This is a genomic window from Streptomyces filipinensis (genome assembly GCF_014649495.1).
Lineage (GTDB): Bacteria > Actinomycetota > Actinomycetes > Streptomycetales > Streptomycetaceae > Streptomyces > Streptomyces filipinensis.
In genome coordinates this window covers 1-22,249 of the sequence record NZ_BMTD01000030.1, presented here as the reverse complement: position 1 = coordinate 22,249, position 22,249 = coordinate 1, and the positions used below count along the sequence as shown (strand labels likewise).

The 22,249-nt window shown below is 69.4% G+C and carries 21 protein-coding genes and 5 pseudogenes; 18 read left to right on the top strand and 8 right to left on the bottom strand.

Annotation, left to right across the window (positions count from 1 at the left end):
* Positions 1-69: 69 nt before the first annotated feature.
* From IE244_RS38595 to IE244_RS38565, 7 genes and pseudogenes are all read left to right on the top strand, one after another.
* Complete coding sequence (locus tag IE244_RS38595) at positions 70-522, top strand: ATP-binding protein (RefSeq protein WP_191878284.1); 453 nt, start codon at positions 70-72, stop codon at positions 520-522.
* A gap of 478 nt (positions 523-1,000) precedes the next feature.
* Complete coding sequence (locus IE244_RS38590) at positions 1,001-1,840, top strand: RNA polymerase sigma factor SigF (protein WP_191878240.1); 840 nt, start codon at positions 1,001-1,003, stop codon at positions 1,838-1,840.
* Positions 1,841-2,228: 388 nt separating this feature from the next.
* Positions 2,229-3,407: a PP2C family protein-serine/threonine phosphatase gene (locus tag IE244_RS38585; protein WP_191878239.1), complete on the top strand. Its 1,179-nt coding sequence runs from the start codon at positions 2,229-2,231 to the stop codon at positions 3,405-3,407.
* 508 nt (positions 3,408-3,915) lie between these two features.
* Complete coding sequence (locus tag IE244_RS38580; protein ID WP_191878238.1) at positions 3,916-4,104, top strand: hypothetical protein; 189 nt, start codon at positions 3,916-3,918, stop codon at positions 4,102-4,104.
* A gap of 432 nt (positions 4,105-4,536) precedes the next feature.
* Positions 4,537-6,111 carry an SDR family oxidoreductase gene (locus tag IE244_RS38575; RefSeq protein ID WP_373305829.1) on the top strand — a complete coding sequence of 525 codons (1,575 nt, stop codon included), beginning with the start codon at positions 4,537-4,539 and terminating at the stop codon, positions 6,109-6,111.
* A 4-nt stretch (positions 6,112-6,115) separates the two neighbouring features.
* A pseudogene (locus tag IE244_RS38570) lies at positions 6,116-6,277 on the top strand (deoxyribodipyrimidine photo-lyase); the annotation flags it as partial.
* Positions 6,272-7,223, top strand: a pseudogene (locus IE244_RS38565) (cryptochrome/photolyase family protein); the annotation flags it as partial. The pseudogenes IE244_RS38570 and IE244_RS38565, both read left to right, overlap by 6 nt.
* An 89-nt stretch (positions 7,224-7,312) precedes the next feature.
* On the opposite strand, the gene IE244_RS38560 reads toward IE244_RS38565, so the two are convergent.
* From IE244_RS38560 to IE244_RS38550, 3 genes and pseudogenes are all read right to left on the bottom strand, one after another.
* Positions 7,313-7,654 carry an ANTAR domain-containing protein gene (locus IE244_RS38560; protein ID WP_191878237.1) on the bottom strand — a complete coding sequence of 114 codons (342 nt, stop codon included), beginning with the start codon at positions 7,652-7,654 and terminating at the stop codon, positions 7,313-7,315.
* Positions 7,655-7,840: 186 nt separating this feature from the next.
* Positions 7,841-7,980: pseudogene (locus tag IE244_RS38555) on the bottom strand (DUF2267 domain-containing protein); the annotation flags it as partial.
* Between the two features lie 142 nt (positions 7,981-8,122).
* The gene (locus IE244_RS38550) at positions 8,123-8,554 is read right to left on the bottom strand and encodes an Hsp20/alpha crystallin family protein (RefSeq protein ID WP_191878236.1); all 432 of its coding nucleotides are present in this window, start codon (positions 8,552-8,554) and stop codon (positions 8,123-8,125) included.
* 308 nt (positions 8,555-8,862) lie between these two features.
* Between IE244_RS38550 and IE244_RS38545 the strand changes: the two genes are divergently transcribed.
* The 3 genes and pseudogenes from IE244_RS38545 (at position 8,863) to IE244_RS38540 (ending at position 9,702) form a co-directional block, all read left to right on the top strand.
* Positions 8,863-9,171 (top strand): hypothetical protein, encoded by a 309-nt coding sequence (locus IE244_RS38545; RefSeq protein ID WP_229854715.1) that lies wholly within the window; start codon positions 8,863-8,865, stop codon positions 9,169-9,171.
* Between the two features lie 106 nt (positions 9,172-9,277).
* Positions 9,278-9,349: pseudogene (locus IE244_RS43300) on the top strand (hypothetical protein); the annotation flags it as partial.
* Positions 9,350-9,378: 29 nt separating this feature from the next.
* A complete protein-coding gene (locus tag IE244_RS38540) occupies positions 9,379-9,702 on the top strand; it encodes a DUF6454 family protein (RefSeq protein ID WP_191878235.1) in 324 nt (107 codons plus the stop codon).
* A gap of 74 nt (positions 9,703-9,776) precedes the next feature.
* Here IE244_RS38540 and IE244_RS38535 read toward each other — a convergent pair whose 3' ends face one another.
* Complete coding sequence (locus IE244_RS38535) at positions 9,777-10,115, bottom strand: methyltransferase domain-containing protein (protein ID WP_191878234.1); 339 nt, start codon at positions 10,113-10,115, stop codon at positions 9,777-9,779.
* 284 nt (positions 10,116-10,399) lie between these two features.
* Here IE244_RS38535 and IE244_RS38530 point away from each other — a divergent pair, with 284 nt between their 5' ends.
* The 6 genes from IE244_RS38530 (at position 10,400) to IE244_RS38505 (ending at position 16,095) form a co-directional block, all read left to right on the top strand.
* Positions 10,400-10,684, top strand: a complete 285-nt coding sequence (locus IE244_RS38530; protein ID WP_191878233.1) for a polyprenyl synthetase — start codon at positions 10,400-10,402, stop codon at positions 10,682-10,684.
* Positions 10,677-11,729, top strand: coding sequence for a polyprenyl synthetase family protein (locus tag IE244_RS38525; protein ID WP_191878232.1), 1,053 nt, complete (start codon positions 10,677-10,679; stop codon positions 11,727-11,729). Before IE244_RS38530 ends, IE244_RS38525 begins: the two co-directional genes overlap by 8 nt.
* 60 nt (positions 11,730-11,789) lie before the next feature.
* Complete coding sequence (locus IE244_RS38520; RefSeq protein ID WP_191878231.1) at positions 11,790-12,953, top strand: oxygenase MpaB family protein; 1,164 nt, start codon at positions 11,790-11,792, stop codon at positions 12,951-12,953.
* A 684-nt stretch (positions 12,954-13,637) separates the two neighbouring features.
* Complete coding sequence (locus tag IE244_RS38515; RefSeq protein WP_229854714.1) at positions 13,638-14,924, top strand: molybdopterin-dependent oxidoreductase; 1,287 nt, start codon at positions 13,638-13,640, stop codon at positions 14,922-14,924.
* Between the two features lie 2 nt (positions 14,925-14,926).
* Complete coding sequence (locus IE244_RS38510; RefSeq protein WP_191878282.1) at positions 14,927-15,430, top strand: hypothetical protein; 504 nt, start codon at positions 14,927-14,929, stop codon at positions 15,428-15,430.
* Positions 15,427-16,095, top strand: a complete 669-nt coding sequence (locus IE244_RS38505) for a class I SAM-dependent methyltransferase (protein ID WP_191878229.1) — start codon at positions 15,427-15,429, stop codon at positions 16,093-16,095. Before IE244_RS38510 ends, IE244_RS38505 begins: the two co-directional genes overlap by 4 nt.
* A gap of 350 nt (positions 16,096-16,445) precedes the next feature.
* On the opposite strand, the gene IE244_RS38500 is transcribed toward IE244_RS38505, so the two are convergent.
* The gene (locus IE244_RS38500) at positions 16,446-17,210 is read right to left on the bottom strand and encodes a DUF4142 domain-containing protein (RefSeq protein ID WP_191878228.1); all 765 of its coding nucleotides are present in this window, start codon (positions 17,208-17,210) and stop codon (positions 16,446-16,448) included.
* A gap of 270 nt (positions 17,211-17,480) precedes the next feature.
* Positions 17,481-17,930, bottom strand: a complete 450-nt coding sequence (locus IE244_RS42510; protein ID WP_229854713.1) for a hypothetical protein — start codon at positions 17,928-17,930, stop codon at positions 17,481-17,483.
* A 359-nt stretch (positions 17,931-18,289) separates the two neighbouring features.
* Here IE244_RS42510 and IE244_RS38490 point away from each other — a divergent pair, with 359 nt between their 5' ends.
* Entirely contained in the window at positions 18,290-18,652 is a 363-nt protein-coding gene (locus tag IE244_RS38490; protein ID WP_191878226.1) for a hypothetical protein, read from the top strand.
* Between the two features lie 256 nt (positions 18,653-18,908).
* Here the strand turns inward: IE244_RS38490 and IE244_RS38485 are convergent, their stop codons facing one another.
* Together IE244_RS38485 and IE244_RS38480 are read right to left on the bottom strand one after the other, a co-directional pair.
* Positions 18,909-19,823: an NADP-dependent oxidoreductase gene (locus IE244_RS38485; protein WP_268252926.1), complete on the bottom strand. Its 915-nt coding sequence runs from the start codon at positions 19,821-19,823 to the stop codon at positions 18,909-18,911.
* 376 nt (positions 19,824-20,199) lie between these two features.
* A complete protein-coding gene (locus IE244_RS38480) occupies positions 20,200-21,891 on the bottom strand; it encodes an acetolactate synthase large subunit (RefSeq protein WP_229854706.1) in 1,692 nt (563 codons plus the stop codon).
* Positions 21,892-22,067: 176 nt separating this feature from the next.
* On the opposite strand from IE244_RS38480, the pseudogene IE244_RS38475 reads away from it, so the two are divergent.
* Positions 22,068-22,249 (top strand): annotated as a pseudogene (locus IE244_RS38475) (flavodoxin family protein); the annotation flags it as partial.

Below are 22,249 nucleotides of genomic sequence, written 5' to 3'. Positions count from 1 at the left end.
ACCTGCGCCTGGAGGCACGAGGTAGTAGAGGCGGTGCGGATGAAACGGGCCTTGGCGGGCGAGGACAGCATGACGCCCCACTCACATGGCGCTCTCCTGAGCGTCGCGGTGGCTCTGGACGGGCAGGGCCCCTGCATCGCCGAGGCCCGCCACACGGCTGCCGGGTTCCTGACGCGGATGCGCGCCGAGCACCGTATCGCGGTCTCCCAGCGAGCCGTGGAGGTGACGCAGCTGGTCGTGAGCGAACTGGTCACCAACGCGCAGAAGTATGCCGTCGGCCCGATCCTGCTGGATCTGCGGATCGCCGGTGATCTGGTGGAGGTCCAGGTGTGGGACTCCGACCCGGTGCTGCCGGTGGCTCGGGCCGCCGATGCGGGCCGGGTGGGGCAGCATGGTCTGGAGATCGTCATGGCAGTCTGCCAGGGCTATGAAGCCACGCGGGAGCCGGTCGGCAAGCGCATCACCGCCCGCTTGGCCTTGACGGACGATCCGCCCAGCATCAGCGCTTGGACCACCGGGTGAGCAACCGCCATCGTGTGACGGCATTTCCCTGCCACTCCTGAGTCGCTCGATGGGGATCATCCTGCTCGTCATCGGCTCATCCTGTTCCTCCTCGACTCCGTGGGGCACGCCGTCGGCGGCCGACGCCACCACTGGTACGCCCCTTGACGCCCCCGCTCGGGGGACCCGTCCGAGGACCCCGACGCCACTGCACCTGTGACCCGCTCACTGGCCTGTGCCCACGGCGCGCCGCCCCGGTTCCGGTCGCAACCTCTGCTCCACTCGCAGTACGAGGGCCGCCAGGCCGACTCCGGAACGCCGGCGGGTTCTCCGGCCGTGCCGGGCGGGTGGCCTCTCAGCGGGGGGACGTGCCAGCTCACAGCCCTGTCCCCAGATCGCGTGGTGGCAGGCATGGGTGGAAAGTGAAGGGGTAGCCGGGGCATCATCGGCCGTTTCACAGCGGGCCGTGGCACGAGTTCGAATCCGGGAGGGGACCTACATGGCGCTCATGAGCGCGCTGGACACGCAGACCACCGAGCTGCCCGAAGTCGCCGACCCCACCCGGGTGGCGCCCAAGGACGCCCGCGAACTCTCCCGGTTGTTCTTCGAGCAACTGGCCGTGCTGGAGGAGGGCACGCTCGAGTACAGCTACGCGCGCAACACGCTGATCGAGATGAACATGTCCTTGGTCCGCTACGCGGCCGGCCGGTTCCGCAGCCGCGGACCGGAGGAGATGGAGGACATCGTCCAGGTCGGCATGATCGGCCTGATCAAGGCGATCGACCGCTTCGAGCTGTCCCGCGAGGTGGAGTTCACCTCCTTCGCGATCCCCTACGTCGTCGGGGAGATCAAGCGCTTCTTCCGCGACACCACCTGGGCCGTGCACGTTCCCCGGCGGCTGCAGGAGGCCCGCGTCCAGCTCGCCCGGGCCACGGAAGAACTGCGAAGCCGGTTGGGCCGCACGCCGACGGTCAAGGAACTGTCGGAGCTGATGAGCCTGCCCGAGGACGAGGTGATGGAGGCCCGTCTGGCCGCGAACGGCTACAACTCCTCCTCCCTGGACGCCACCATCGGCGGCAGCGAGGACGGCGAGAGCGTCCTCCAGGACTTCATCGGCGTCGAAGACACCGACCTGGAGTTGGTGGAGGACTTCCACTCCCTGGCCCCGCTGATCGCTGACCTGGATGAGCGCGACCGGCAGATCATCCACATGCGGTTCGTGGAAGAACTCACCCAGGCCCAGATCGGCGAACGCCTGGGCGTCTCCCAGATGCACGTCTCCCGGCTCCTGTCCCGCTGCCTCGCTCGCCTGCGCGAGGGCCTGCTCACCACCGACTGACAGCCAGCCGTCCGCACCCCGCCTGATGCCCGCCACAGCCGTGGCGGGCATCAGGCATTGTCTGGCGCCACGCTGTGACGTCATCGAGACCGACGAAGAGGTCTATGCCGCCTGCCGGTTCCCGTCCCGTCGGCCCTCTCGACGATGACGACCACCCCGCCTACACCATGGGCCGGGCCGCCGAGATGCTCGGCACCACCCCTGCCCCGATGCACTGCCGGCGGACCAGGCCGCTGAGGGACCGCACCGCCGTTCCGCAGCTCGGGCGGGCTCGACGCGTCGACCGAACTCCGGCGGAAGAGACAACCGCGAGCGGGCGTGATGCATGTAGTGGGTGACGAGGGGCGAACCCGGGGGAAGAAGGAGCGGCAACCGACAGGAGGTTGCCATGGATGGCGGGGATCTGGAACTCGGGCAGCTTCTGGCCGCCGCTGAGGCGGCACCGCCCGGGGAGTCCGTCGAGGTACTTGCGCACGACCTGCGCAAGCGCTTCGGGGCGGAACGTGTGTCGTTCCTGTTCGTCGACCTCGTGGGCCGGCGGCTGCTGCGCCTGACCACACAGGCCGAGGATGACATGGGGGGCGCTGCCGAGCGGATCGACCTGGAGGGCAGCGTCTACGACGCGGTCCTGCGCACCCAGTGCCAGCGCGTGGAACGGGACGGCCAGGGCGGCCGGCGCGTGATCTCGCCGGTCACCAACCGCGGAGACTGCATCGGTCTGCTGGAGGCTACGCTGCAGAACGCCGACGACACCGTGCTCGCGCAGATCGAAGACGCGGCGCACGCACTGGCCTACATCATCGTCACGGACCGCCGCTTCACCGACCTGTACCACGTGGGCCGGCGCACCACCCGGACCAGCCTGGCTGCCGAGATCCAGCACCAGTTGCTCCCCTCGGCCTCCTGCTGCGAGGCTCCTCAGTTCACCCTCGCGGCAGGGCTGGTGCCGGCCGACGACATCGGCGGCGACACCTACGACTACACACTCGATCGCGACACACTGCACCTGTCCATCACCGACGCCATGGGCCACGACACCAACTCCGCGCTGCTCGCCACACTCCTGGTCGGCGCTATGCGCGGCGCCCGCCGCAGCGGCTGTGACGCACTCCAGCAGGCGCAACACGCCCACGACGCCCTGCTGGCCCACAGCCGGGGCCTGGCCACTGGCCAATTGCTGTGCGTCGGCCTCACAACGGGGACCTGCGAACTGGTCAACGCAGGGCATCCCCGGCCCCTGCGCCTACGCGAAGGCGCCACCGAGGCCGAAGAGGTCCAGCTCGCGGTCAACCTCCCCTTCGGCGTGGCAGCCCCCACCCCCTACCACCTCCAGCAACTCCATCTTCTCCCCGGCGACCGTCTGATCCTGCTCACTGACGGCATGCAGGAACGCGGCGCCGGAGCCGTCGACCTGGCCCGCCTCGTGTGGGACACCCGCACCTCACATCCCAGGGAAGCCGTGCGCAGCCTGACCACCGCGGTACTGGATGCCTGTCGGGGAAACCTCAGGGACGACGCGACTGTCCTCATCCTGGACTGGCACGGTCCGCGGCGCGAAGACGGGTAGGGTCCAGTTCGCTGATCAAGCACCCCAGCTCGCTCCCCACGGCCACGTGCGGTCACGTGGTCGACGGCTGTGCGTCGCGGTACAAAGCAAGTAATCACGTGTCAGATGAGCACACACCCGGAGCAGACTCCCTGGCGCGGCCCTGGCAGCGGCGACGAAGCCTTTGGCAGAGGGCGGGCGGCCCGCGGAGTGTTCACCCAGGTGGCGGTCGCCGAACGCTCCGGTGCCAGCTGAGCCACCGTCTGTCGTCACTGCCCCGACGAGTCGGTCTCCGTTCGCAGCCGGCACCGACATCGGCGCGTGGGGCCGCGTGCAGTTCAACTCATGCGCAAAGGAAGCGCGGTGCGGGTCCGGACCCGCACGAGGCTCGCGCATCCGCCGGGAGCGGATGTTCAAGGCGCGATGCCGTACCCGACGACCACCGGCTGTGTCGATCACGCGGCAGGCGGAAGCGGACGTGAGGCGGGCCGTGGCAGGGGGCGTAAGCAGGGCCCGTGTCCGCTTCGGCTTGAGCCCCGCATCGGACCAGGACACCAGCTGCGCCGTGTGCCGTGACGGGGTCCGTCGCAGGCCCGCTTCCTCCACCCGCACGGCGGCCTGGCCCACGCCTCCCGAGTTCTACGACTCGCCGCAGGAGGCCACCTGCCAGGCGCCGGCCCTCGACGGCCTGGTGCACCGGCTCGGTCCCACACGCTGAGGAGCTATGGGATGCGCCGGGGCCGGTCAGACCGCGGTGGGTACCTCGGTGTCCAGGCCCCGGGCGGCGACGGGATGCGCTCGCACAGCACCCTGATCGTCTCGACTCTGTCGGCCGAACATGGCGACTCCAGCAGCGGCATCTGGTCAGAGAACCGGGACAGGGCCGTCTTCCGCGCACTCATGAGGCTCGACCGGATACAACCGGATACACCTCTTCGTGGGACGTGATCCTCCCGTGTCGGCCGTGGACGTCACCCGTATGCCGCGCGCATCCGGCGCGTCCAGGAGGGCGGGCGGCACCGTAGAGGTGCGGGAAGCGCGGGAGCGCGAGGGCACACGGACGACGACTGAGGCGGATCGCGTGGCGGACGGGACGGCTGGGACGACGGTCAAGGCGAACGGAGCCGCCACGGGTCCGAGGACCTGTCTGGTGACCGGCGCCAGCGGCTACATCGGCGGGCGGCTGGTGCCGGAGCTGCTGGACGCCGGGTACCGGGTGCGGTGTCTGGTGCGTACGCCCCGGAAGCTGCGCGACCAGCCCTGGGCCGGGCGGGTGGAGGTCGTGCGGGGCGATGTCACCGACGCGGGCTCGGTGGCGGCGGCGCTGGAGGGCGTCGATGTCGCCTACTACCTGGTGCACGCGCTCGGCACCGGCCGCGACTTCGAGCGCACCGACCGGGAGGCGGCGCGTGTGTTCGGCGAGCAGGCCCGCGGGGCCCGCGTCGGCCGCCTGGTCTACCTGGGTGGACTCACACCGGCCGGCGTGCCCGAGGAGGAGCTGTCGCCGCACCTGCGCTCCCGCGCCGAGGTGGGGCGCATCCTCCTCGGCTCGGGCGTGCCGACGGCCGTGCTGCGGGCCGCGGTCATCATCGGCTCCGGGTCGGCGAGCTTCGAGATGCTGCGCTACCTCACCGAGCGGCTGCCGGTGATGGTCACCCCACGCTGGGTGCGCACCCGCATCCAGCCGATCGCCGTACGGGACGTGCTGCGTGTCCTGGTGGGCTCCGCCGGCCTACCCGCCGACGTCAGCCGTGCCTTCGACGTCGGCGGCCCCGAGGTGCTGACCTATCTGGAGATGATGCAGCGGTACGCCGCCGTCGCCGGGCTGCCCCGGCGGCTCATCGTGCCCGTGCCGGTGCTCACGCCCGGCCTGTCCAGCCAGTGGGTCGGCCTGGTGACCCCGGTACCGGCCTCCATCGCCCGCCCGCTGACGGAGTCGCTGCGCCACGAGGTGGTGTGCGGCGAGCGGGACATCGAGCGGTACGTGCCCAGCCCACCGGGTCACCCGCTCGGCTTCGACCGCGCCGTCGCCCTCGCGCTGGAGCGCGTGCGGGACGCGCAGGTCGCCACCCGCTGGTCCTCCGCCTCCGTGCCGGGTGCGCCCAGCGATCCGCTGCCCACCGACCCGGACTGGGCGGGCGGCAGCCTCTACACCGACCTACGCGAACGGTACGCCGATGTGGCCCCGGACGTGCTGTGGGACGTGGTCGAGGGCATCGGGGGCGAGAACGGCTGGTACTCCTTTCCGCTGGCCTGGGCGGTGCGCGGCTGGCTCGACCGCCTGGCCGGCGGGGTGGGTCTGCGCCGGGGCCGTCGTGATGCGCGGCGGCTGCGGGTGGGTGACTCGCTGGACTTCTGGCGGGTGGAGGAGATCGAGCGCGGGCGGCTGCTGCGGCTGCGCGCCGAGATGCGGCTGCCCGGACTGGCCTGGCTGGAGATGTACGTCGACGAGGAGGGGAGAGGCGGCGCGCGCTACCGGCAGCGGGCCCTGTTCCACCCGCGCGGACTGCTCGGCCAGCTCTACTGGTGGAGCGTGTCGCCCTTTCACGCGGTCGTCTTCGGAGGCATGGCCCGCAACATCGTCCGCGCCGCCGAACGCGCGCAGAAGCCGAGCCGGGCCTCCCGGCCGGGCGCTGCGGGTGCGCCCGGCACGACATCCGCATCCGCCCCGGCCTCGGAAGACGGCACCGGCACCGGTCGCCGCCGTCCCCCGCAGGCGAGGTGAACCCATGCGCGTCTCGGTCGTCCTGTTCATCTCCGACCTGCGTCTGCACGGCCACCCGCCGCTGCGTGCCGCCCTGGCGGCCGTCGACACCGTCGTGCCGCTGTTCGTGCGCGACCGTGCCGTGGCCGCGGCCGGGTTCGCCACCCCCAAGCGCAGCGCCTTCCTCACCCCCGGCGGGGGCGGAGCACCCGCCCGCGACGCGCCGGTCGTGATGATCGAGGCCCGTTCGGTGCTTCGGCCGCCGCCGCTTCCACCGGGCCAAGGCCCACCTGGTGCTCTCCGCGATGCGTCACCGGGCCGCCGAACTCGGCGACCGGGTCCGCTACGTCCACGCCGAGACGTACCGGGAGGGCCTGAGCGAGGCGAGCGGTGATGCACCCGTGACCGTCCACCATCCCACCTCCAGAGCCGCTCTGCGCCTGGTGCCGCTGGGTGCGCCGCGAACTGGACCTCCTCATGGACGGCGACACGCCAGCCGGTGGTCACTGGAACCACGGCCACGCCGACCGTGAACCCCCGCCCGAGGGCGCACACACACTCGGCGCACCCAAGCCGTACCGGCCCCGCGAGGACGACATCGACGCCGAGGTCCGCGCCGACCTGGACCGCTGGGAACATGAAGACGGCATCCGCTTCGCCGGCCGGGACGGCCCGCGCCTCTTCCCTGCCACCCGCCGCGAGGCCCTGGCCGCACTGCGCCGCTTCACCGAGCACCGGCTGGCCGGCTTCGGCCCGCACGAGGACGCCATGCTCGCCGCCGACCCGGTGATGAGCCACAGCCTGCTCTGCTCGTCCCTGAACCTCGGACCGCTGGACCCGCTGGAGGTGGTCACGGCTGCCGAGGACGCCTGACCACCAAGCCGTACACCTCGGGCGGGTCCTACCTCCACCGCATGAGCGACCTGTGCGACGGCTGCTCGTACCGGCCCGGGGACCGCACCGGAGAGCGGGCCTGCCCCTATACGACCGGGTGTTGGTCCTTCGTCCACCGCCACCGCACGCTGCTGGCCACCAACCAGCGCACCTCCCGCGCCGTTCAGGGCCTGGACCGCCTCACCGATGTGGAGGAGGTGCTGACCACGGACCGCCAGTGGGACGAGCGCCCGCCCTGACCGTGGCCGGCGGCTCCTCTTCCGCACTGCAGACCGGCCGAACACCCTACGTCTGAAGATCCGCCGCCGAAACTGGCTCGCGCACGTGTTCAGGCAGAGCCCGGTTTGGACAGAGCATCCTTCAGAGCCAGCCGGATGTCCTCGGACAGCTCTTTGCTGGCGGGCCAGCCGACGATGTGTTCCGCGACCTCCCGGAGTCTGATGTTCGTGGTCTGGGAAACCGTCCGTAGAACATCGAAGCCCTGTTCGGGAGGAAGGCCACCGAGAGACACGACCACGCCGATGGCCTGGTCAATCACCGCATGCGAGACCACGGCTTCCTGAAGCTGGCCGATTTCCCGCTGCAACTGGCCGATCTTTCGAGCAAGCTCTTCCGGTCCCAGGTGGTCCGCGTTGAACTGTGACGAATCGTCCTGCCTGCGCTCCGGCATACTCGCCTCCTGACCGGCTGCACGCAGGCATCAAGCACCTGATACCGCTGGTCAGCCAGTTCTATGTCCGTGATGTCTCAGTTCGTTGCAACGAACGGCCGGGATCTCGCAGAGGGCCAACGGCACGCCGGCCGGTGCGCTCGACCGCGTGTGCCGGCACGTCGATGCGAGCGGGCGGGAGCCCTGTCATGCGGCAGGGGTGAGTTCGGCGCGGCCGAACAGCAGCGCATAGCCCGAAGGGAGCTGGTGCAGGATGCGTGTCGTGAGATCGGGGCCGGCGTAGGCGGCGACGGAGGAGAAGACGGATCCGTGTCCCAGCGGGTGGCACCTGCCGCGGTCCTGCACGTGGCCGAGGAACGCTGCGCGTAGCACCGGCCGTCACCCCTTTCGAGTCCACGGAAGGCGGAGGACGGGTGAGGGGGTCAGGTTACCCGTCCTCCGCCTGTGTTCAGCCCTCGTCCGTCCGGCTCAGCCGGCGATCTCCCTGTGGCCGGATCCGACGCCGACGGAGATCTTGCGGGGCTTGGCTCGCTCGGCGATCGGGATGCGCAGCGTGAGCACGCCTGCGTCGTAGTCGGCCTGGATGTGCTCGGTGTCCAGCGTGTCGGCGAGCACGATCTGGCGGGAGAAGACGCCCAGCGGCCGCTCCGAGAGCTCCATCTGCACGTCGTCCGCCTTCGCCACCGGCCGGCGCTCGGCCTTGACGGTCAGCATGTTCCGCTCGACGTCGATGTCGATCGCGTCCGCGCTGACGCCCGGGACGTCGAAGGCCACCACGTACTGGTCGCCCTCGCGGTAGGCGTCCATCGGCATCGGCGACGGCCTGGACCAGGTGCCCGGGCCCATGAGCTGCTGCGCCATCCGGTCCAGCTCGCGGAAGGGGTCGGTGCGCATCAACATCGGAAAACACCTCCAGCAGGTTCAGGCAGTTGCTGCCAATGCGCCTCACTGACACCGTTGTAACATGTCATCCAATGGATGACAAACCTGGTGTCATCCAGGTGATGACCACGAGAGGGAGGTGTCCATGACCCCGGCCGACCAGCCGGCACCGTCCAGCGCCGACGCACCCACCCCGCCCTCGCTGCACGGCTTGACACCCTCACCCCGCCCTGAGCCGCTGGTCCAGCCCGAAGCAAACCGCGCCCGGCGCCTCAGCCGACGACAAGCAGCGACGGAGGACGAGGGCGTACTCCACGGGCTCGCACGTGGACAGCTCCATCAACGTGCACAGCGTTCCCCGTCTCGGATCGCGGAAGCTGAACTCCGTCACGCCGATCGCGGTCGAGCGTTTCCTGGACGAGCTGGAGGCCGATGGCGTGGGGTCCAACACGCACAGGCCAGCAAAGCTGGAGCACCGTAAGGCAGGGGAGTTCAGGGAGGTCCCTCTGCCCCGCTCCGTGCGGGAAGCCATGGAGCGGTACGAGGAGAAGCACGGCACCACGAAGGACGGCTACCTGCTACGTGGTCCCACCGGCTACTACACCGAGCCGACGGAACGCCGCAGGGGTCGTTGACGAATCATGAGCGGATCCACCACCCCGGCGGCATCGACTTCGACGGTGAATCCCTCCGGGTGCCGACCGCTGAGTACGGCCCGACTCCCGTTCCATCGTCTACCGCGTGGATCCCGACACTCTGGCCGTTACCGAGGCGTTCCGCTTCGACGACCACATCGGGGGCATCGTCCGCGACCGCGACACCGGCCTGCTGCACGCCGTGACGTGGGGATCCAGGCGGCTGCTCACTTTCACCGTCGGCGGCTCGTCCATCGGGCCGACAACAAGAGCCACTTCGTCGACTACCAGACCTGCGTCACGGCCGGCGGCGGCCACATGGTGTGCACCGGCATCGCGGAGTACCGGCTCGCGGGCACCGGCGTCTTCAGTCTCGGTGGTATCGCTGTCGTCGAGATCGAGTCGGGCCGGATCGAGCACGAGGCTCCGGTGACGACCTTGGCTCCGGCCGGCCGTGTCGTCACTTACAACGCGGTCCATCTGGAGATCGACGGCAGCCGTCCAGTTCCGAGCTCAGGCTCTCGGCGGTGAAGCGGCGCCGGAAGATCGGGTAGGTGGTCCCGCCGGCGGTCCGCAGCTCCGTCTGCTCCTCGTGCAGGTCGCCGTCACTGCGTGACGGTGCGGTCCAGGCCGCCGGTGGTGAACGGCAGCGGCGGAAACAGCGCCTGCACCCTGCGGGCCTGCGGCACCCGGGTGTGCGTCAGTTGGAGCATCTCCGCACTCTGGTCAAGGGCTGTGACTTCGCCGCGCAGGCACTGGGTCCACACGCCCGTGCCACAGGCGACATCCGCCACTCGCCCCTGTGGCAGCGCGTTGAGCAGCTTCCCGATCTCGGCCGTCTCCCGGTCGAGCCCGGCGTTCACCGTCTCGTCCCCGCGATAGCTGGTCTCGTCGTAGACCGGGGCACGACGCCGGTGGTACCGCTCCCGCACCAAGTCACGCATGGCCCGAGAGCTACCCCCGAGTGAACACGGCGCAAACCGCGAGTCGTTGCCCGGCATCGGATCGGCCGAACTCGCGTGCCGGCAACCGGCGGCCGCTCCACGCGACGGCAAGTGGCTGGTCGCCGCTCTCGCCCTGGCCTGGGCCACTCAGGTCGCAAACGCGTTCATGTGATCACTCGATGCGGTAATGCGGGCAACGCGGAGTGATCGCGCGGTCATCCTGTGATCGGCAACGCCGCGAGCCGGCGTGTGCCGCAACCGACCGACAATGCAGGGAGATCGGTATGACATGTACTCCGACAAGCGGCCGGGGTCCGGAGGAGCAGGCGGTGCTGCTCGTCGCGGGTCTGGCGGACCTGGCGGTGAGCGCCATCGGCTCGGCGGCCGGAACCGTGCAGCAACTGCTGCGCCGGTCGGACGGGCCCGAACTCGTACGGGATGCGCAGCAGGACCTGATGGCCCGCGGCCGTATCGCCCTGGATCGCGCCGCATCCGCTTCCCCGGCCCACCTGGAGGTGCTGGCGCAGCACGCTGTGGCCCGGCGGGCGGCGGCCGCCGGCGATGTCTGACCGCTGGGATCCGGCCGGGTTCAAAGACCGTATCGACGCCCTTCTGGACGACTTCCTGACCGGCGAAGCCGATCAGCTTCTCGCGATCGACGACGCTCTGCAGCCGGTCGCCGAGCAGTTGCAGGTGGCCGCGCGGCACGGCAAGCGCCTGAGGGCGGCCTTCTGCTACTGGGGGTGGCGTGCGGCCGGCCAGCCCGACAGCGATGCCCTGATGCGTGCGGCTGCTTCCATGGAGCTCGTCCATGCCGCGGCGATCGTCCACGACGACATCATCGACGACAGCCCACTGCGTCATCACCTGCCCACCGTTCACATCTCCCTGCGGGCCACCCTCGCCGGGCGTCCACAGGCACGCGCTGCCGCCCGCTCGCTGGCCATGCTGGTCGGGGATCACCTGATGGCGCTGGCGGGGCAGCTGTTCGCGGCCAGCGGCCTCCCGGCCGCCTACCTGGCCAGGGCCCGGCCGATGTGGGCGCAACTCGCGCGGGAACTGATCGCGGGCGAATGCCTGGAGATCCTGACCACGGGCACCCACCCGGACCCGGACGTGTCCCTGAAGGTCGTCCGCTACAAGACGGCCAAGTACACCGTCGAGCAGCCCCTGCTCATCGGTGCCCTGCTTGCGGGCGCCTCACCGGAGCTGCGGGCCGCCCTGTCCGCGTACGGGCTTCCGCTGGGGGAGGCGTTCCAGCTGCGTGACGATCTGTTGGGCCTCTTCGGCGAACCGGAGCGCACGGGCAAGGCCAGCCTGGACGACATCCGCGGCCACCGACCCACCGCCCTGCTGGCCAAAACCTGGCAGGCCGCCCTTCCCACACAGCGTGAGCGTCTTGCCGGCGTGCTGGGACGCCGTGACCTCAACGAGAAGCACCTCCAGGACGTACGCGAGTTGATGCTCGCGCTCAAGGCCCCGGAACACGTTGAAGACATGATCGCCGCCCGAGTGCGGGAAGCCGTCGGCCGCCTGGGCGGGCTCGACATGTCTCAGCAGGCACGGCGAGCGCTGACCGCTCTCGCTCACTCCGCCACCGACCGCCGCAACTGACCCGCACCGCGCAACGGCCACCGCACACCACCGTGCGGCCTGTCGAGAGGGACCGCTGACATGACCTGCACCGAAGCCTCGATGAACGCCCTGCGCCAGTCCGGCGACGAACTCGCCGACGCCGTCGTGACCACACTGTTCGAGCGGGGGGAGGTCGGCAAGTTCAACACCCTGATGCGCTACGTCTCCACCGCCGGCTCACCCCTGCCCGATGGGCTGCCCGAGGTCGCCCGCGAGTACCTCCAGACCACCAGCGTGCCCCCGTCCTGGGTGGACTGGGGCGAGATGGAGAAGGCCAGGCTGTTCTTCATCGACAACAACGTGCACATCTCCACCGCTCTGTCCTTCGCCTCCATGCCCGCCTGCTACGTCGTGCCCCACGTCGCGAAGCTGCTGTCCGCCACGCACGGACTGAACTACCCGTCCAAGCGGATGGCCGAGACAGGCCAGTTCACCGTCTACCTGATGCAGCCCGACGCCTTCGAAGCCGGCAGCCGCTTCATCCCCGCCGCGCAGAAGGTTCGTCTCCTGCATGCCTCCATCCGCCACCACCTCAAGCGCGAGAACCGCTGGGACACCGAGGCCCTGGGGACGCCGATCTGCCAGGAGGACATGATCGGCGGGCAGATGTTCTTCTCCCTCCTCGTCCTGGACAGCCTGCACCGGCTCGGGATCCACATGTCCACCGAAGGCGCCGAAGCGTACTTCTACGCATGGCGTGTGGTCGGCGCCATCCTCGGGGTCGACCAGGGCGCCGTGCCCAAAACTCTGGAAGAGGCCCGGCAGTTCCTCGACCTGTACATGCTCCGCCACATGGGCCCTTCGGAAGAGGGCGCCCATCTGACCCGACAGCTGATCGACCTCTACGAGGAGGTCGTCCCTGGCACCTTCTTCGACCCCATCGTCTCCGCCCTCCTCCGCCACCTCGTCGGCGACACCTGCGCCGACTGGCTCCAAGTGCCCCGCACCCGCTGGGACAGCGTGGTCAAGATCGTGCCCAGCCTGCTCGGCGTGCTGGAGACCATCGAGGACAGCTCACCGCTGGGCGCCTGGGCCCTGGACCGCCTCGGCCACCTCACCACCGTCTTCGAGCTGTCCTCCCTCACCCGCGGCCGCGTCATGCACTACGCCATCCCCGAACAGCTGAAGAAGGACTTCGGCATCAGCGGCAACGTGCCCCCTACCCACCGCTGGACTCCTCCCGCACCCACCGTCGCGCCCTGACGGTGCCACCGCGCAAGGCGAGTCCCGTTTGACGCTCCGAGGCCCTGAGGGCACTCCCGAAGGGTCACCGAAGCATGTCGTGCTGTGGTGGGATCTCGGTGCCGGCCGGTAACGCCCTTCCGTAGTCTGATCCCGCCTGCCTGCCCCGGCGCTGATGCTGGAGGACCGTGACCTGACACGAATGCAGAGAAGTCAGCAGTCTGGCAGCGTCAGTGCCGCGAAGGGCTGGTGAGGACGGTCGGAAAACGGGCCGTTGTAGGGCGCCTTTTCCCCCGTGTGCCCAGAACGTGTCCGTCGCGACGCACCTGAGCGACTGGCTGAACAGGGAGGCGCCGCTCCGACGAGGGTGCAGCGGCCACGAGGGGGGGGAGGGGCAGATGGCCGAGCTAGCGGCTCCGCCGTTCGGTTGGCGGTGGACGCCTACTCGCGCCTCGGACCCGGACAGCCTTCCCGACCTGTGCCAGCTTGTGTGTGTTCGGCTTGCCTTGGGGCGAACGTTGGCGAGCACAGCCCGAGGACTGGAGGAGACGGTCGATGGCACGTGGCGGACGGCCGCCGGGTTCGGCTTCCCCTGGTGGAACACCACGCCGCGGACCCGAAGAGAGACCGGCGCCGAAGCGGCTGGAGCGCATGCGGGGCGCCGCAGCCGCCGCCGTGGCGGCGGGCGGTGCGCGGTGCCGTGCGATGGCTCGGCGTGCCGGGCGCCTGCCTGCGCCACCGGGTCCTTTCCGGCCGGAGTTCTGGCGCAGTCCGATCCGCGGGCCCTGGCTGACGTCGGTGTTCGGCCTCGTCCTGCTGATCGGCATTCCGTTGCTGTTCGTCACTGGACTGCTCTCTTACGCGTCCTACAACCCGGGCCTGAGCCCCTTCAACGACGAGACCCCGGACAAGGGCGTTCTGGGCTTCTATCTCTTCAGCTGGCCCACGCACCCGTACTGGCTCTACCGGGTGCTCCAGGGCGTCCACGTGACCCTGGGCGTGGTACTCGTTCCGGTCGTGCTGGCCAAGCTGTGGTCGGTCATCCCGAAGCTCTTCGAATGGCTGCCCGTGCGGTCCGTCGCCCACGGTCTGGAGCGGCTGTCTCTGCTGATGCTGGTCGGCGGTGTGATCTTCGAGTTCGTCACCGGCATCCTCAACATCCAGCTCTACTACGTCTTCCCCGGCTCGTTCTACCGCCTGCACTTCTACGGCGCCTGGGTGTTCATCGCGGCGTTCGTCGTCCACGTGTCCCTCAGGCTCGGCCGGATGACCAGGGCCCTGCGCTCACGCAGTCTTGGCGCCGAACTGCGCACCGGTCTCGCCCACACCCTGCCCGAACCCCCGGATCCGGACGGCCTGGTGCCAGCTGCCCCCGCCGCGCCGACGATGACACGGCGCGGCGCGCTGGGCATGGTCGGCGTGGGATCACTGCTCCTTCTCGTCGTGACCGCGGGACAGAGCATCGGCGGCCGGCTGCGCGCCACCGCGCTCCTCGCACCACACAACCGCAACCCCGGCAGCGGCCCCAACGCCTTCCAGATCAACAAGACGGCGGCGGCCGTGGGTGTCACTCCCCAGCTGGTCGGCACCGACTGGCGGCTGGGGATCCATGGCCGCGGCCCGGGTCTGGTCCTCACCCGTGAGCAGCTCCTGGCGATGCTCCAGCACACCGCCGCACTGCCGATCGCCTGTGTGGAGGGATGGTCCACCGAGGACCAGCACTGGAGCGGCCTACGACTGGCCGATCTCGCTGCCCTGGCTGGTATGCCCGACGCCGGAAGCGTCCTGGTCGAGTCCGTCCAACCGCCGGGCCCCTTCACCAAAGTGGTGCTGCGGGGCAACCAGATCCGCGATCCCCGGTCGTTGCTCGCCCTCCGGGTCAACGGCGCGGACCTTTCGCTCGACCACGGCTACCCGGCCCGAGTCATCGTCCCGGCCAACCCCGGCGTGAACAACACCAAGTGGGTCGGCCGACTCACCTTCAGGGCGTGACCATGGCACGATTCGTCCGCTGGTACGGCTCCGGCCCCCTGCATCTACTGGTCCTGATCGCCTCGTTCGCCCTCACCGGCTACGCCATGGTGCGCCTGTTCGCCGTTCAGCCGCTCGCGGTGGCTATCTGGTTCGTCGGAGCAGCGATCCTCCACGACCTGATCCTGCTGCCCCTCTACTCGCTGGCCGATCTGTCGGCCCTCTCCGTGCTGCGCCACCGCTCTGCCGGCGGGCCGACAGTCCCGTGGATCAATCACCTGCGCGTCCCCGCCTTCCTGTCGGGGCTGCTCCTGCTGGTCTGGTTCCCCCTCGTCTTCCGCCTCGCGGCCCCCTATCCCGGAGACACCGGCCTGTCCGACACGATCTACCTCGGTCGGTGGCTGGCCATCACCGGCGCGCTCTTCGCCGCCTCGGCAGCGGCCTTCGCGCTCAGACTGCGCCGCGCCCGGCGGGCCGGCCGAGGCGACGAAAGCCGACCGGTCACGGACCATGGCTCCACACCATGACAACCGACGAGGGTGAGCAGTACGGCGCGGAGGAGGATCCTTATGCGCTGGTCCTGCGTCCGGCCTGGGCTCCGGTGTTCCTGCGGTTGGCGAACGGTCGTCGGATCCGGATGCCGGTGCGCCGCTGGCATGAACCACCCACGGCGGACGACGAGACCGTGCTGGAGCGGTGTGTCGGCCCCGTTCTCGATGTCGGTTGCGGACCGGGGCGGTTGTGCAGGGAACTTCTGAGCCGGGGCGTCTTCGCCCTGGGAGTGGACATCGCGCCCCGCGCGGTCGCGCTGACCTGCGCCCAAGGCGGACTGGCACTGTGCCGGTCGGTCTTCGACCGGCTGCCGGCCGAGAGGGCCTGGCAGACGATTCTGCTCATCGACGGCAACATCGGCATCGGAGGTGATCCTTACGGCCTGCTGCGCCGCTGTGGCGAGCTCCTGGCCCCGACTGGACACCTCGTCATCGAGGCCGAGCCTGAAGACGTCGAAGAGTGCTCGGCCGTTCGGTACGAGGGCCCTCATGGTCGCTGTGGGCCGCCCTTTCCCTGGGCGCGGCTGGGGCTGCGGGCGGTCCACGGGGTCGCTGCGGACCTTGCCTTCAACGTCACCGACCAGTGGACGAGCGGGCACCGCCGCTTCGCCACCCTCATGCACGCGCGGATCGGCATCTGACCCTGTGCGGAGGCGAGCCCCTGACGCCAGGGCGAGAGCGCGGAGGGACGAACTGGAGCCGGGGGCGCCTCTCGACGCGACGTCGAGTCCTTCGACAGCGCGAACTCCCTGCTGCTTCCAAAGGCCGGCGGAGCCACATGGAGGTCGCGGCCGAACTCAGTGAACGATCCCCCATGCTTCCGACGATGACGGGGGACGGATCGCAGGACGTGGTCCGCATGCGGCGCGTGCTCGAGTGGACGAGGGCGGCAGCTTGGCCGTGGATGCCCCGCTGGCCAGGTTCCGATAGTGCTACGGACGGCCCATGAGCGGTCGGTCTCCAGGAGGTGCGTGTGTTCCTGCACGCCGGGTCATCCCGCAGTTGGGGAAGCCGTGGGTGAGGGTTCCGTGGCGGGGCCTGTCGGTACCCCCTCGGTCGACAGCCCGGGAGGCACCGTGAGGGCCACGACGGGCGCGCCCGGCTGCGGCACCGGTGGTGTGACCTGGGCTGCGGGGAGCTTGGGCGGGGTCGTCTCCTGGAAGTTCACCTGGTCGAAGTTGACCAGTGCGGTCTTCTCCATCTGTGTGATGTGGTCCAGGACCACGTCGTTGGCCTGGTCGGCGAGGGCCCGCACGAGAGTGTTCTCCGTGGTGGAGCGGATCTTGGCGATGGTGTTGAAGATCGAACCGTGGGTCATGCGCAGGGTGTTGGCGAAGTCGGTGTCGAACTGCTTGCCCCGGTCGGACTGGAACGTCGCAAGGAAGCCCTGCTGCTGGGGTGTGGGCTGGTTGGGGATGGTGATGTTCAGTTCGGGGGCGATCCTGCGACAGCTGGCGTCGAGCGCGGCGTGCCCGATGACCAGGTGCCGCCCGGCCTCGCGCACGGCCGCTGTCGTCCCCTTCTGCATGGCCAGCTGCCCCGAGGGGCCTTCCCACAGCCCGGCGGAGCGCACGAAGACGACGAAGTTCCGGTCGGCTTCGGTGAGCGGTCCCCACTGGGTGTTGGCGATGATGCGGGACTGGTTCGAAGCGGTGTTCTGAATGCCCAGCATGCTCGGGTAGATGAGCGCGGCAAGGGTCAGGACCAAGGCGCCGCCAACGGCGGCGGTTCCGATCGCGTTGCGTGAGACGGGCATGGTGCCTCCCAGGGCGGACGGGTGGTCGTCATCCGGGATACGCAGACCGCAACGCAAGAGAACCTTTGCTCTGGGTAAAGATTGCATGATGCCAAATGGGGCCTAGGGAGTCGGCCGGGGAACCGCGGCGGGTTACGGCCTGGACCGGATCGCCCAGCCGCTCACTGTGCCTTCCGGCCGCCACCCCCCCGAGCGCGGCGAAGAACTCCAGGCGCTGAACGCGGCCTTCACGGGTACTACCGGCGGTACCGACCGGACGGGCCGGCTCGCTCAGGGCGAGGAGACCCAACTGGTCCCGCTCGTCACCAGAATGCCGGCGGTGGACAGTGAGCCGTCACCCTCGGCCGACTTCGCCCCGACCAGTTCCCCGCGTTTCCCACCGGGGGTCGCGACCATGCCAAGGTGTTCGGGGACGCCGTCGTCGTTTCGTACGGTCGTGTGGAGTGAGCCGTCACCGGAACGGTCCAGATGTGCGACGGCGTCCGTGATCGTCAGGTCGACCTCGCCGGTGACGACCACATGCACACGGCCAGCGACGGCCGGACTGCTCGTGACCGGTCGAGTCGAGTCAGAGGTGGAGGCAAAGGAGCCGTTCGCGCAGCCCGTGGTCAGGAAGACGAGTGCCACGGACAGCGAGGCGGCCAGAAGGATGTGGATGCGCGGTGCTGTGCCAAGCCATCTTTGCAGTATGCCAACGTCATTTGGTCCGGCGATGAGCACCCCCTCGGACGTTCGGCGTTGCCGTGAATCCACGGTGTGGCCTGGTGCCGAATTTGCGGCGGGTCCCCATCGGCTATTCCGCGGCACCGCGAGCGCTCGATTGCCGATTCTGATCACTGCTAGGCCCAAGGAAAGGTGAGAGCTGGCTCTGAATGGCCGCCTGATGATCAAGGTGACGCAGCCGACGGCGAGGTATGCGGTAGGCCGCGCCCCGTGCACGCCGAAAATCCAGACTCGCTAATGGCGGGGGGGGGCGCGGCGCTGCTGCGGGGGAGTCGGGCGAAGGTGACTTCCAGGTTCGGCTGCCGAGGCCACAGGGGCGTAAAAGCTCAGCGGTCGTGGTGGGGTAGGAAGGGTAGGTGACCGATAGAGGTGAACCGGGCGCGCGTGCTGTCCCGCCAGAACTGTGTGATCTAGGCGGGGAAGCGATCTCGGGGCAGGCCGAGGTCCACGCGTTGGTGCCTGATTCCTCGGTGATACATGGGCATGATCCGAAATTGGATGGCAAACGGTGGCTGACGGCGTGTTCACGCGAACATTCGGATGCGCTGATCGGCCGTGCGATCGAAGCTCACCGTGGGAGGATCGACCCGGAGGAGCTGGCCAAGGAGACCGGGCTCACTCAGGAGCAGATCGAACCTGGGGAGTCGTGGCAGGGCCAGGACGCCTTGCGCCGGCATCGACGCTTCGAGAAGGCCGACGGCCCAGAGTCTTCTGGGTGACCACGCTGCTTGCTCAAGCCGCGCAAGGACGCCATCCACTGCGTGGACCCGTGGACACCACACCTCGGTTTCCCAGGCGATGAACGTCAAGTTTGGCGGTGAGGGTAACGTCCTGCCGTGGCGGCAGTGGCGTGGCCCTGGAGTGAGCAAACTTTGACAGCGCCTCCTCGGTCGCCCACCCTCAGCCTGAGGACTTCTCGATCGCGCCCGGCGGGCACCGTGGTCCAGCATCGGGATCGGGCGGTGCCCGGTCGGGTCATGCTGGGGTGAGCACGATTTTCTTGCCGCCGGCCCGTCCGGTGACCACTCGGGCGAACGCGGCCGGTCCCTCGCTCAGAGGCAGGGGTTCCGGTGCGAGTTTCAAGGTTCCCGCGGCGACCTGCTCCGCAAGCTGGAGAAGCTGCGCGGCGTCGGGCTCGAGGTAGAGGTTCCAACTCGTGATGCCTCGTTCCTCCGCAGGCGCGTCCGAGGTCAGGGAGCACAGTCGACCGCCGTCCCGGACCAAGGGCAGGGCGGCATCCGCCGTGCCGGTGGCGATGGTGAGTGCGGCGTCGAACCCGCCGCGTACCCTGGCCGACCAGTCCGGGTCGTGGTAGTCGACGGCCTCCCTCGCTCCCAGACCGAGCAGGCGCTCTGCGGCGGCAGCAGAGGCGGTCGCGGTCACCTCGATGCCCTGGGCCGCGGCGAGCTGGATGGCCAGGGCTCCGGTGGCCCCGCCTCCGTTGGTGATCAGGAGCCGCTGTCCTCGGCTGAGGTCCAGCTTCTCCAGGGACTGCCAGGCGGTGAGTCCGTTGACCGGCAGCGCCGCCGCGTGCACGGCGTCCAGCCCGGGTGGGCAGGCTGCCGTGTGATCCGCCTCGATCAGAACGCGTTCGGCCCAGAAGCCGCTACCCCCGGGCAGTGGGGCCTCGTGCGCGAGCACCCGGTCGCCTACGGCAAACCCGGTGACACCCGCACCAACGGCCAGCACCTTGCCCGCGCCCTCCACCCCCAGCGCCGCCGGGGGGCGCAGCCCCACGTCCCAGCCGGCGCCGTTGAGCAGTTCGTCCCACGGGCCGACCCCGGCCGCCTGAACCGCCACCAGGATCTGACCGGGCCCGGGAGATGACGGTTCGGACAGCTCCAGCAGGGCGACTTCCTTCCCGGCCCCGGATACTCCGCACGCCTTCACAACAGATCTTTGTCCTCTTACTCAGTCCGGCCGACCGGGAGGTACGGGCCGGAAATCCAAACCAGGCACGTGTCGACCTCGGGATCCCCTGCAGAGGTCGCCCGTGGTCTCAGCCGCATTGGAGTCGAGCCTATGCATCTAGTGGCCCGGGCATGTGGTCCATGTGAAGAGTGACTAACCGGGCCAATGGTGGAATGGATCTGCACCGGATCCTGGGTCGGGTCGAGGAGTACGTCATCGTGTTCGAGTAGCGAAAGCGTCAGTCACGCTGAGGCAGCAGCGGCTCCAGGCGTTAGCCGTTGTTACTGACCTGCGGCGGCCTCTCGTGCTCCTCGCAATTGGACGGCTTGTGGTGTCGAGAACCTGGGCCGGCGGGTTAGAAAGGTCCGCTGAGGCTGCCGAGCCGATCGGTCAGACGCAGATTCTCGGTGTAGTCGACGGGGCAGGCGATCACGGAGACGCCTTCGTCGTCGAGGGCGCGGCGCAGCACCGGCAGCAGCCGGTCGGCGGACTCGACCCGGTAGCCGTGTGCGCCGAAGCTTTCGGCGTAGGCGACCAGGTCAGGGTTGGTGAACCGGGTGTGGCTGTGGCGGCCGAGTTCGAGTTCCATCTTCCAGGTGATCAGCCCGTATTCCTCGTCCACCAGGACGAGGACGACCAGGGGGATGTGTTCGCGGACGGCGGTTTCGAGTTCCTGGGAGTTCATCAGGAAGGAGCCGTCGCCCATCATGGCCAGGACGCGCCGGTCGGGCCGGGCCAGTTTGGCGGCGATGGCGCCCGGCAGTGCGAAGCCCATGGTGGACAGGCCGTTGGAGACCAGGCAGGTGTCGGGTTCGTAGGTGGGGTAGAGGCGGGACATCCACATCTTCCCGGCGCCGGTGTCGGCGAGCACGATGTCGTGGCGGTCCAGGGCGGTCCGGACATCGCTCACCACACGCTGGGGCACCAGCGGGAACGCGTCGTTGTCCCGCCCGTAGGCTAGTTCGTCGTCGAGCAGCGTACGGATCTTCACGCTGCTCTCCGAGTCGTAGGCGAACCCTTCGGGCAGTGCCGAAGCGAGTGCGTCCAGCGCCTGTGACAGGTCACCCTCGATGCCCACTGCGACCGGGTAATGTACGTCCACCTCGGAGGGGAAGCGGTGCACGTGCACGATGCGCTTGTCGCCGTCGGGGTTGATCTTGGCGGGATCGAATTCCTGGATCTCGTAGCCGACGCAGATCACCACGTCGGCGGTGTCGAAGCCGAAGTTGCTGTAGTCGTGGCGCATGAAGCCGACCGCGCCGAGGGCGTTCGGATGGTCGTCGGGGAAGACGCCTTTGCCGTGGAAGGTGGTCGCGACCGGGACGTTCAGTCGTTCGGCGAACCGCACGAGAGCGTCCGAGGCCCGGGCTCTCGCGGCGCCGTGGCCCGCCAGCACGACAGGACGCCGTGCCGTGGTGAGCACCTCGACCGCCCGCGCGACCTGGGTGAGTGACGGCGCGTCGGCGTGCACCGTGTCGATCTGCAGGGGCGCCAGGTGCTCGGCGGGCCGCTCCGCTTCGATGTCCTCGGGCACGGCCAGGAACACGGCACCGGGGCGCTCGCTCTGCGCGATCTTGAAAGCCTTGCGTGTCATCTCGGGCACCGCGTCGGGACACTCCACGCGGGCCGCCCACTGGGTGACGGGGGCGAACATCGATACCAGGTCGATGACCTGGTGCGACTCCTTGTGGGTGCGGCGCAGCGAGCCCTGGGCGGCAAGGGCCACCATCGGTGCGCTGTTGGTCATGGCATCGGCGGTGCCGAGCAGCAGGTTGATCGCGCCGGGGCCCAGCGTGGCCGAACACACCCCGGCCCGGCCGGTCAGCCGGCCGTAGATCTCGGCCATGAACGAGGCGGCCTGTTCGTGGCGCACCAGGATGTACCGGATCCCGGAGCCGCTCAGGGCGTCGACGAAGCGGATGTTCTCCTCGCCGGGGATCCCGAAGACGTACTCGACGCCTTCGGCTCGCAGACAGCGCACCAGCAGGTGTGCGACGTCGTCCGCTGCTGCCGTGTTCCGCGACCTGGTCGCGCCTTCGGTGCTCATGAGGCGAACGTAGGTACACCTGCCTGCCGGGGCCACTCGTCCGCCGCCGACCGGGCGTGGACCGCTGTGGCCGTTTGGAGGTGTTGTGGTGGCGTGTGCCGTGGTCGGACCGCACGCTGGCGAAGTGAGAACGAGCCGCCTTTCACAGAGCGGCGGCAGAACCCCGGGAGGCTCATGTGACCGCTTCGTCGCCCGACACCGACGCACCCCCGGCGCGGTACGACGACCTGCGTGCGCTGGTGGTCAACTGCACCCTCAAACGGTCGCCGGAGACGAGCAACACCGAGGGGTTGATCCACCGGAGCACCACCATCCTGGAGGGGCAGGGGGTGCACGTCGACGTCGTACGGGCCGTGGA

Excerpts from the sequence above, each read along its gene's own strand:
- IE244_RS38595 (WP_191878284.1), top strand. The coding sequence starts at position 70 with ATGACGCCCCACTCACATGGCGCTCTCCTGAGCGTCGCGGTGGCTCTG.
- IE244_RS38590 (WP_191878240.1), top strand. The coding sequence starts at position 1,001 with ATGGCGCTCATGAGCGCGCTGGACACGCAGACCACCGAGCTGCCCGAA.
- IE244_RS38585 (WP_191878239.1), top strand. The coding sequence starts at position 2,229 with ATGGATGGCGGGGATCTGGAACTCGGGCAGCTTCTGGCCGCCGCTGAG.
- IE244_RS38560 (WP_191878237.1), bottom strand. The coding sequence starts at position 7,654 with ATGCCGGAGCGCAGGCAGGACGATTCGTCACAGTTCAACGCGGACCAC.
- IE244_RS38550 (WP_191878236.1), bottom strand. The coding sequence starts at position 8,554 with ATGTTGATGCGCACCGACCCCTTCCGCGAGCTGGACCGGATGGCGCAG.
- IE244_RS38535 (WP_191878234.1), bottom strand. The coding sequence starts at position 10,115 with ATGCGTGACTTGGTGCGGGAGCGGTACCACCGGCGTCGTGCCCCGGTC.
- IE244_RS38530 (WP_191878233.1), top strand. The coding sequence starts at position 10,400 with ATGACATGTACTCCGACAAGCGGCCGGGGTCCGGAGGAGCAGGCGGTG.
- IE244_RS38525 (WP_191878232.1), top strand. The coding sequence starts at position 10,677 with ATGTCTGACCGCTGGGATCCGGCCGGGTTCAAAGACCGTATCGACGCC.
- IE244_RS38520 (WP_191878231.1), top strand. The coding sequence starts at position 11,790 with ATGACCTGCACCGAAGCCTCGATGAACGCCCTGCGCCAGTCCGGCGAC.
- IE244_RS38515 (WP_229854714.1), top strand. The coding sequence starts at position 13,638 with ATGGCTCGGCGTGCCGGGCGCCTGCCTGCGCCACCGGGTCCTTTCCGG.
- IE244_RS38510 (WP_191878282.1), top strand. The coding sequence starts at position 14,927 with ATGGCACGATTCGTCCGCTGGTACGGCTCCGGCCCCCTGCATCTACTG.
- IE244_RS38505 (WP_191878229.1), top strand. The coding sequence starts at position 15,427 with ATGACAACCGACGAGGGTGAGCAGTACGGCGCGGAGGAGGATCCTTAT.
- IE244_RS38500 (WP_191878228.1), bottom strand. The coding sequence starts at position 17,210 with ATGCCCGTCTCACGCAACGCGATCGGAACCGCCGCCGTTGGCGGCGCC.
- IE244_RS38480 (WP_229854706.1), bottom strand. The coding sequence starts at position 21,891 with ATGAGCACCGAAGGCGCGACCAGGTCGCGGAACACGGCAGCAGCGGAC.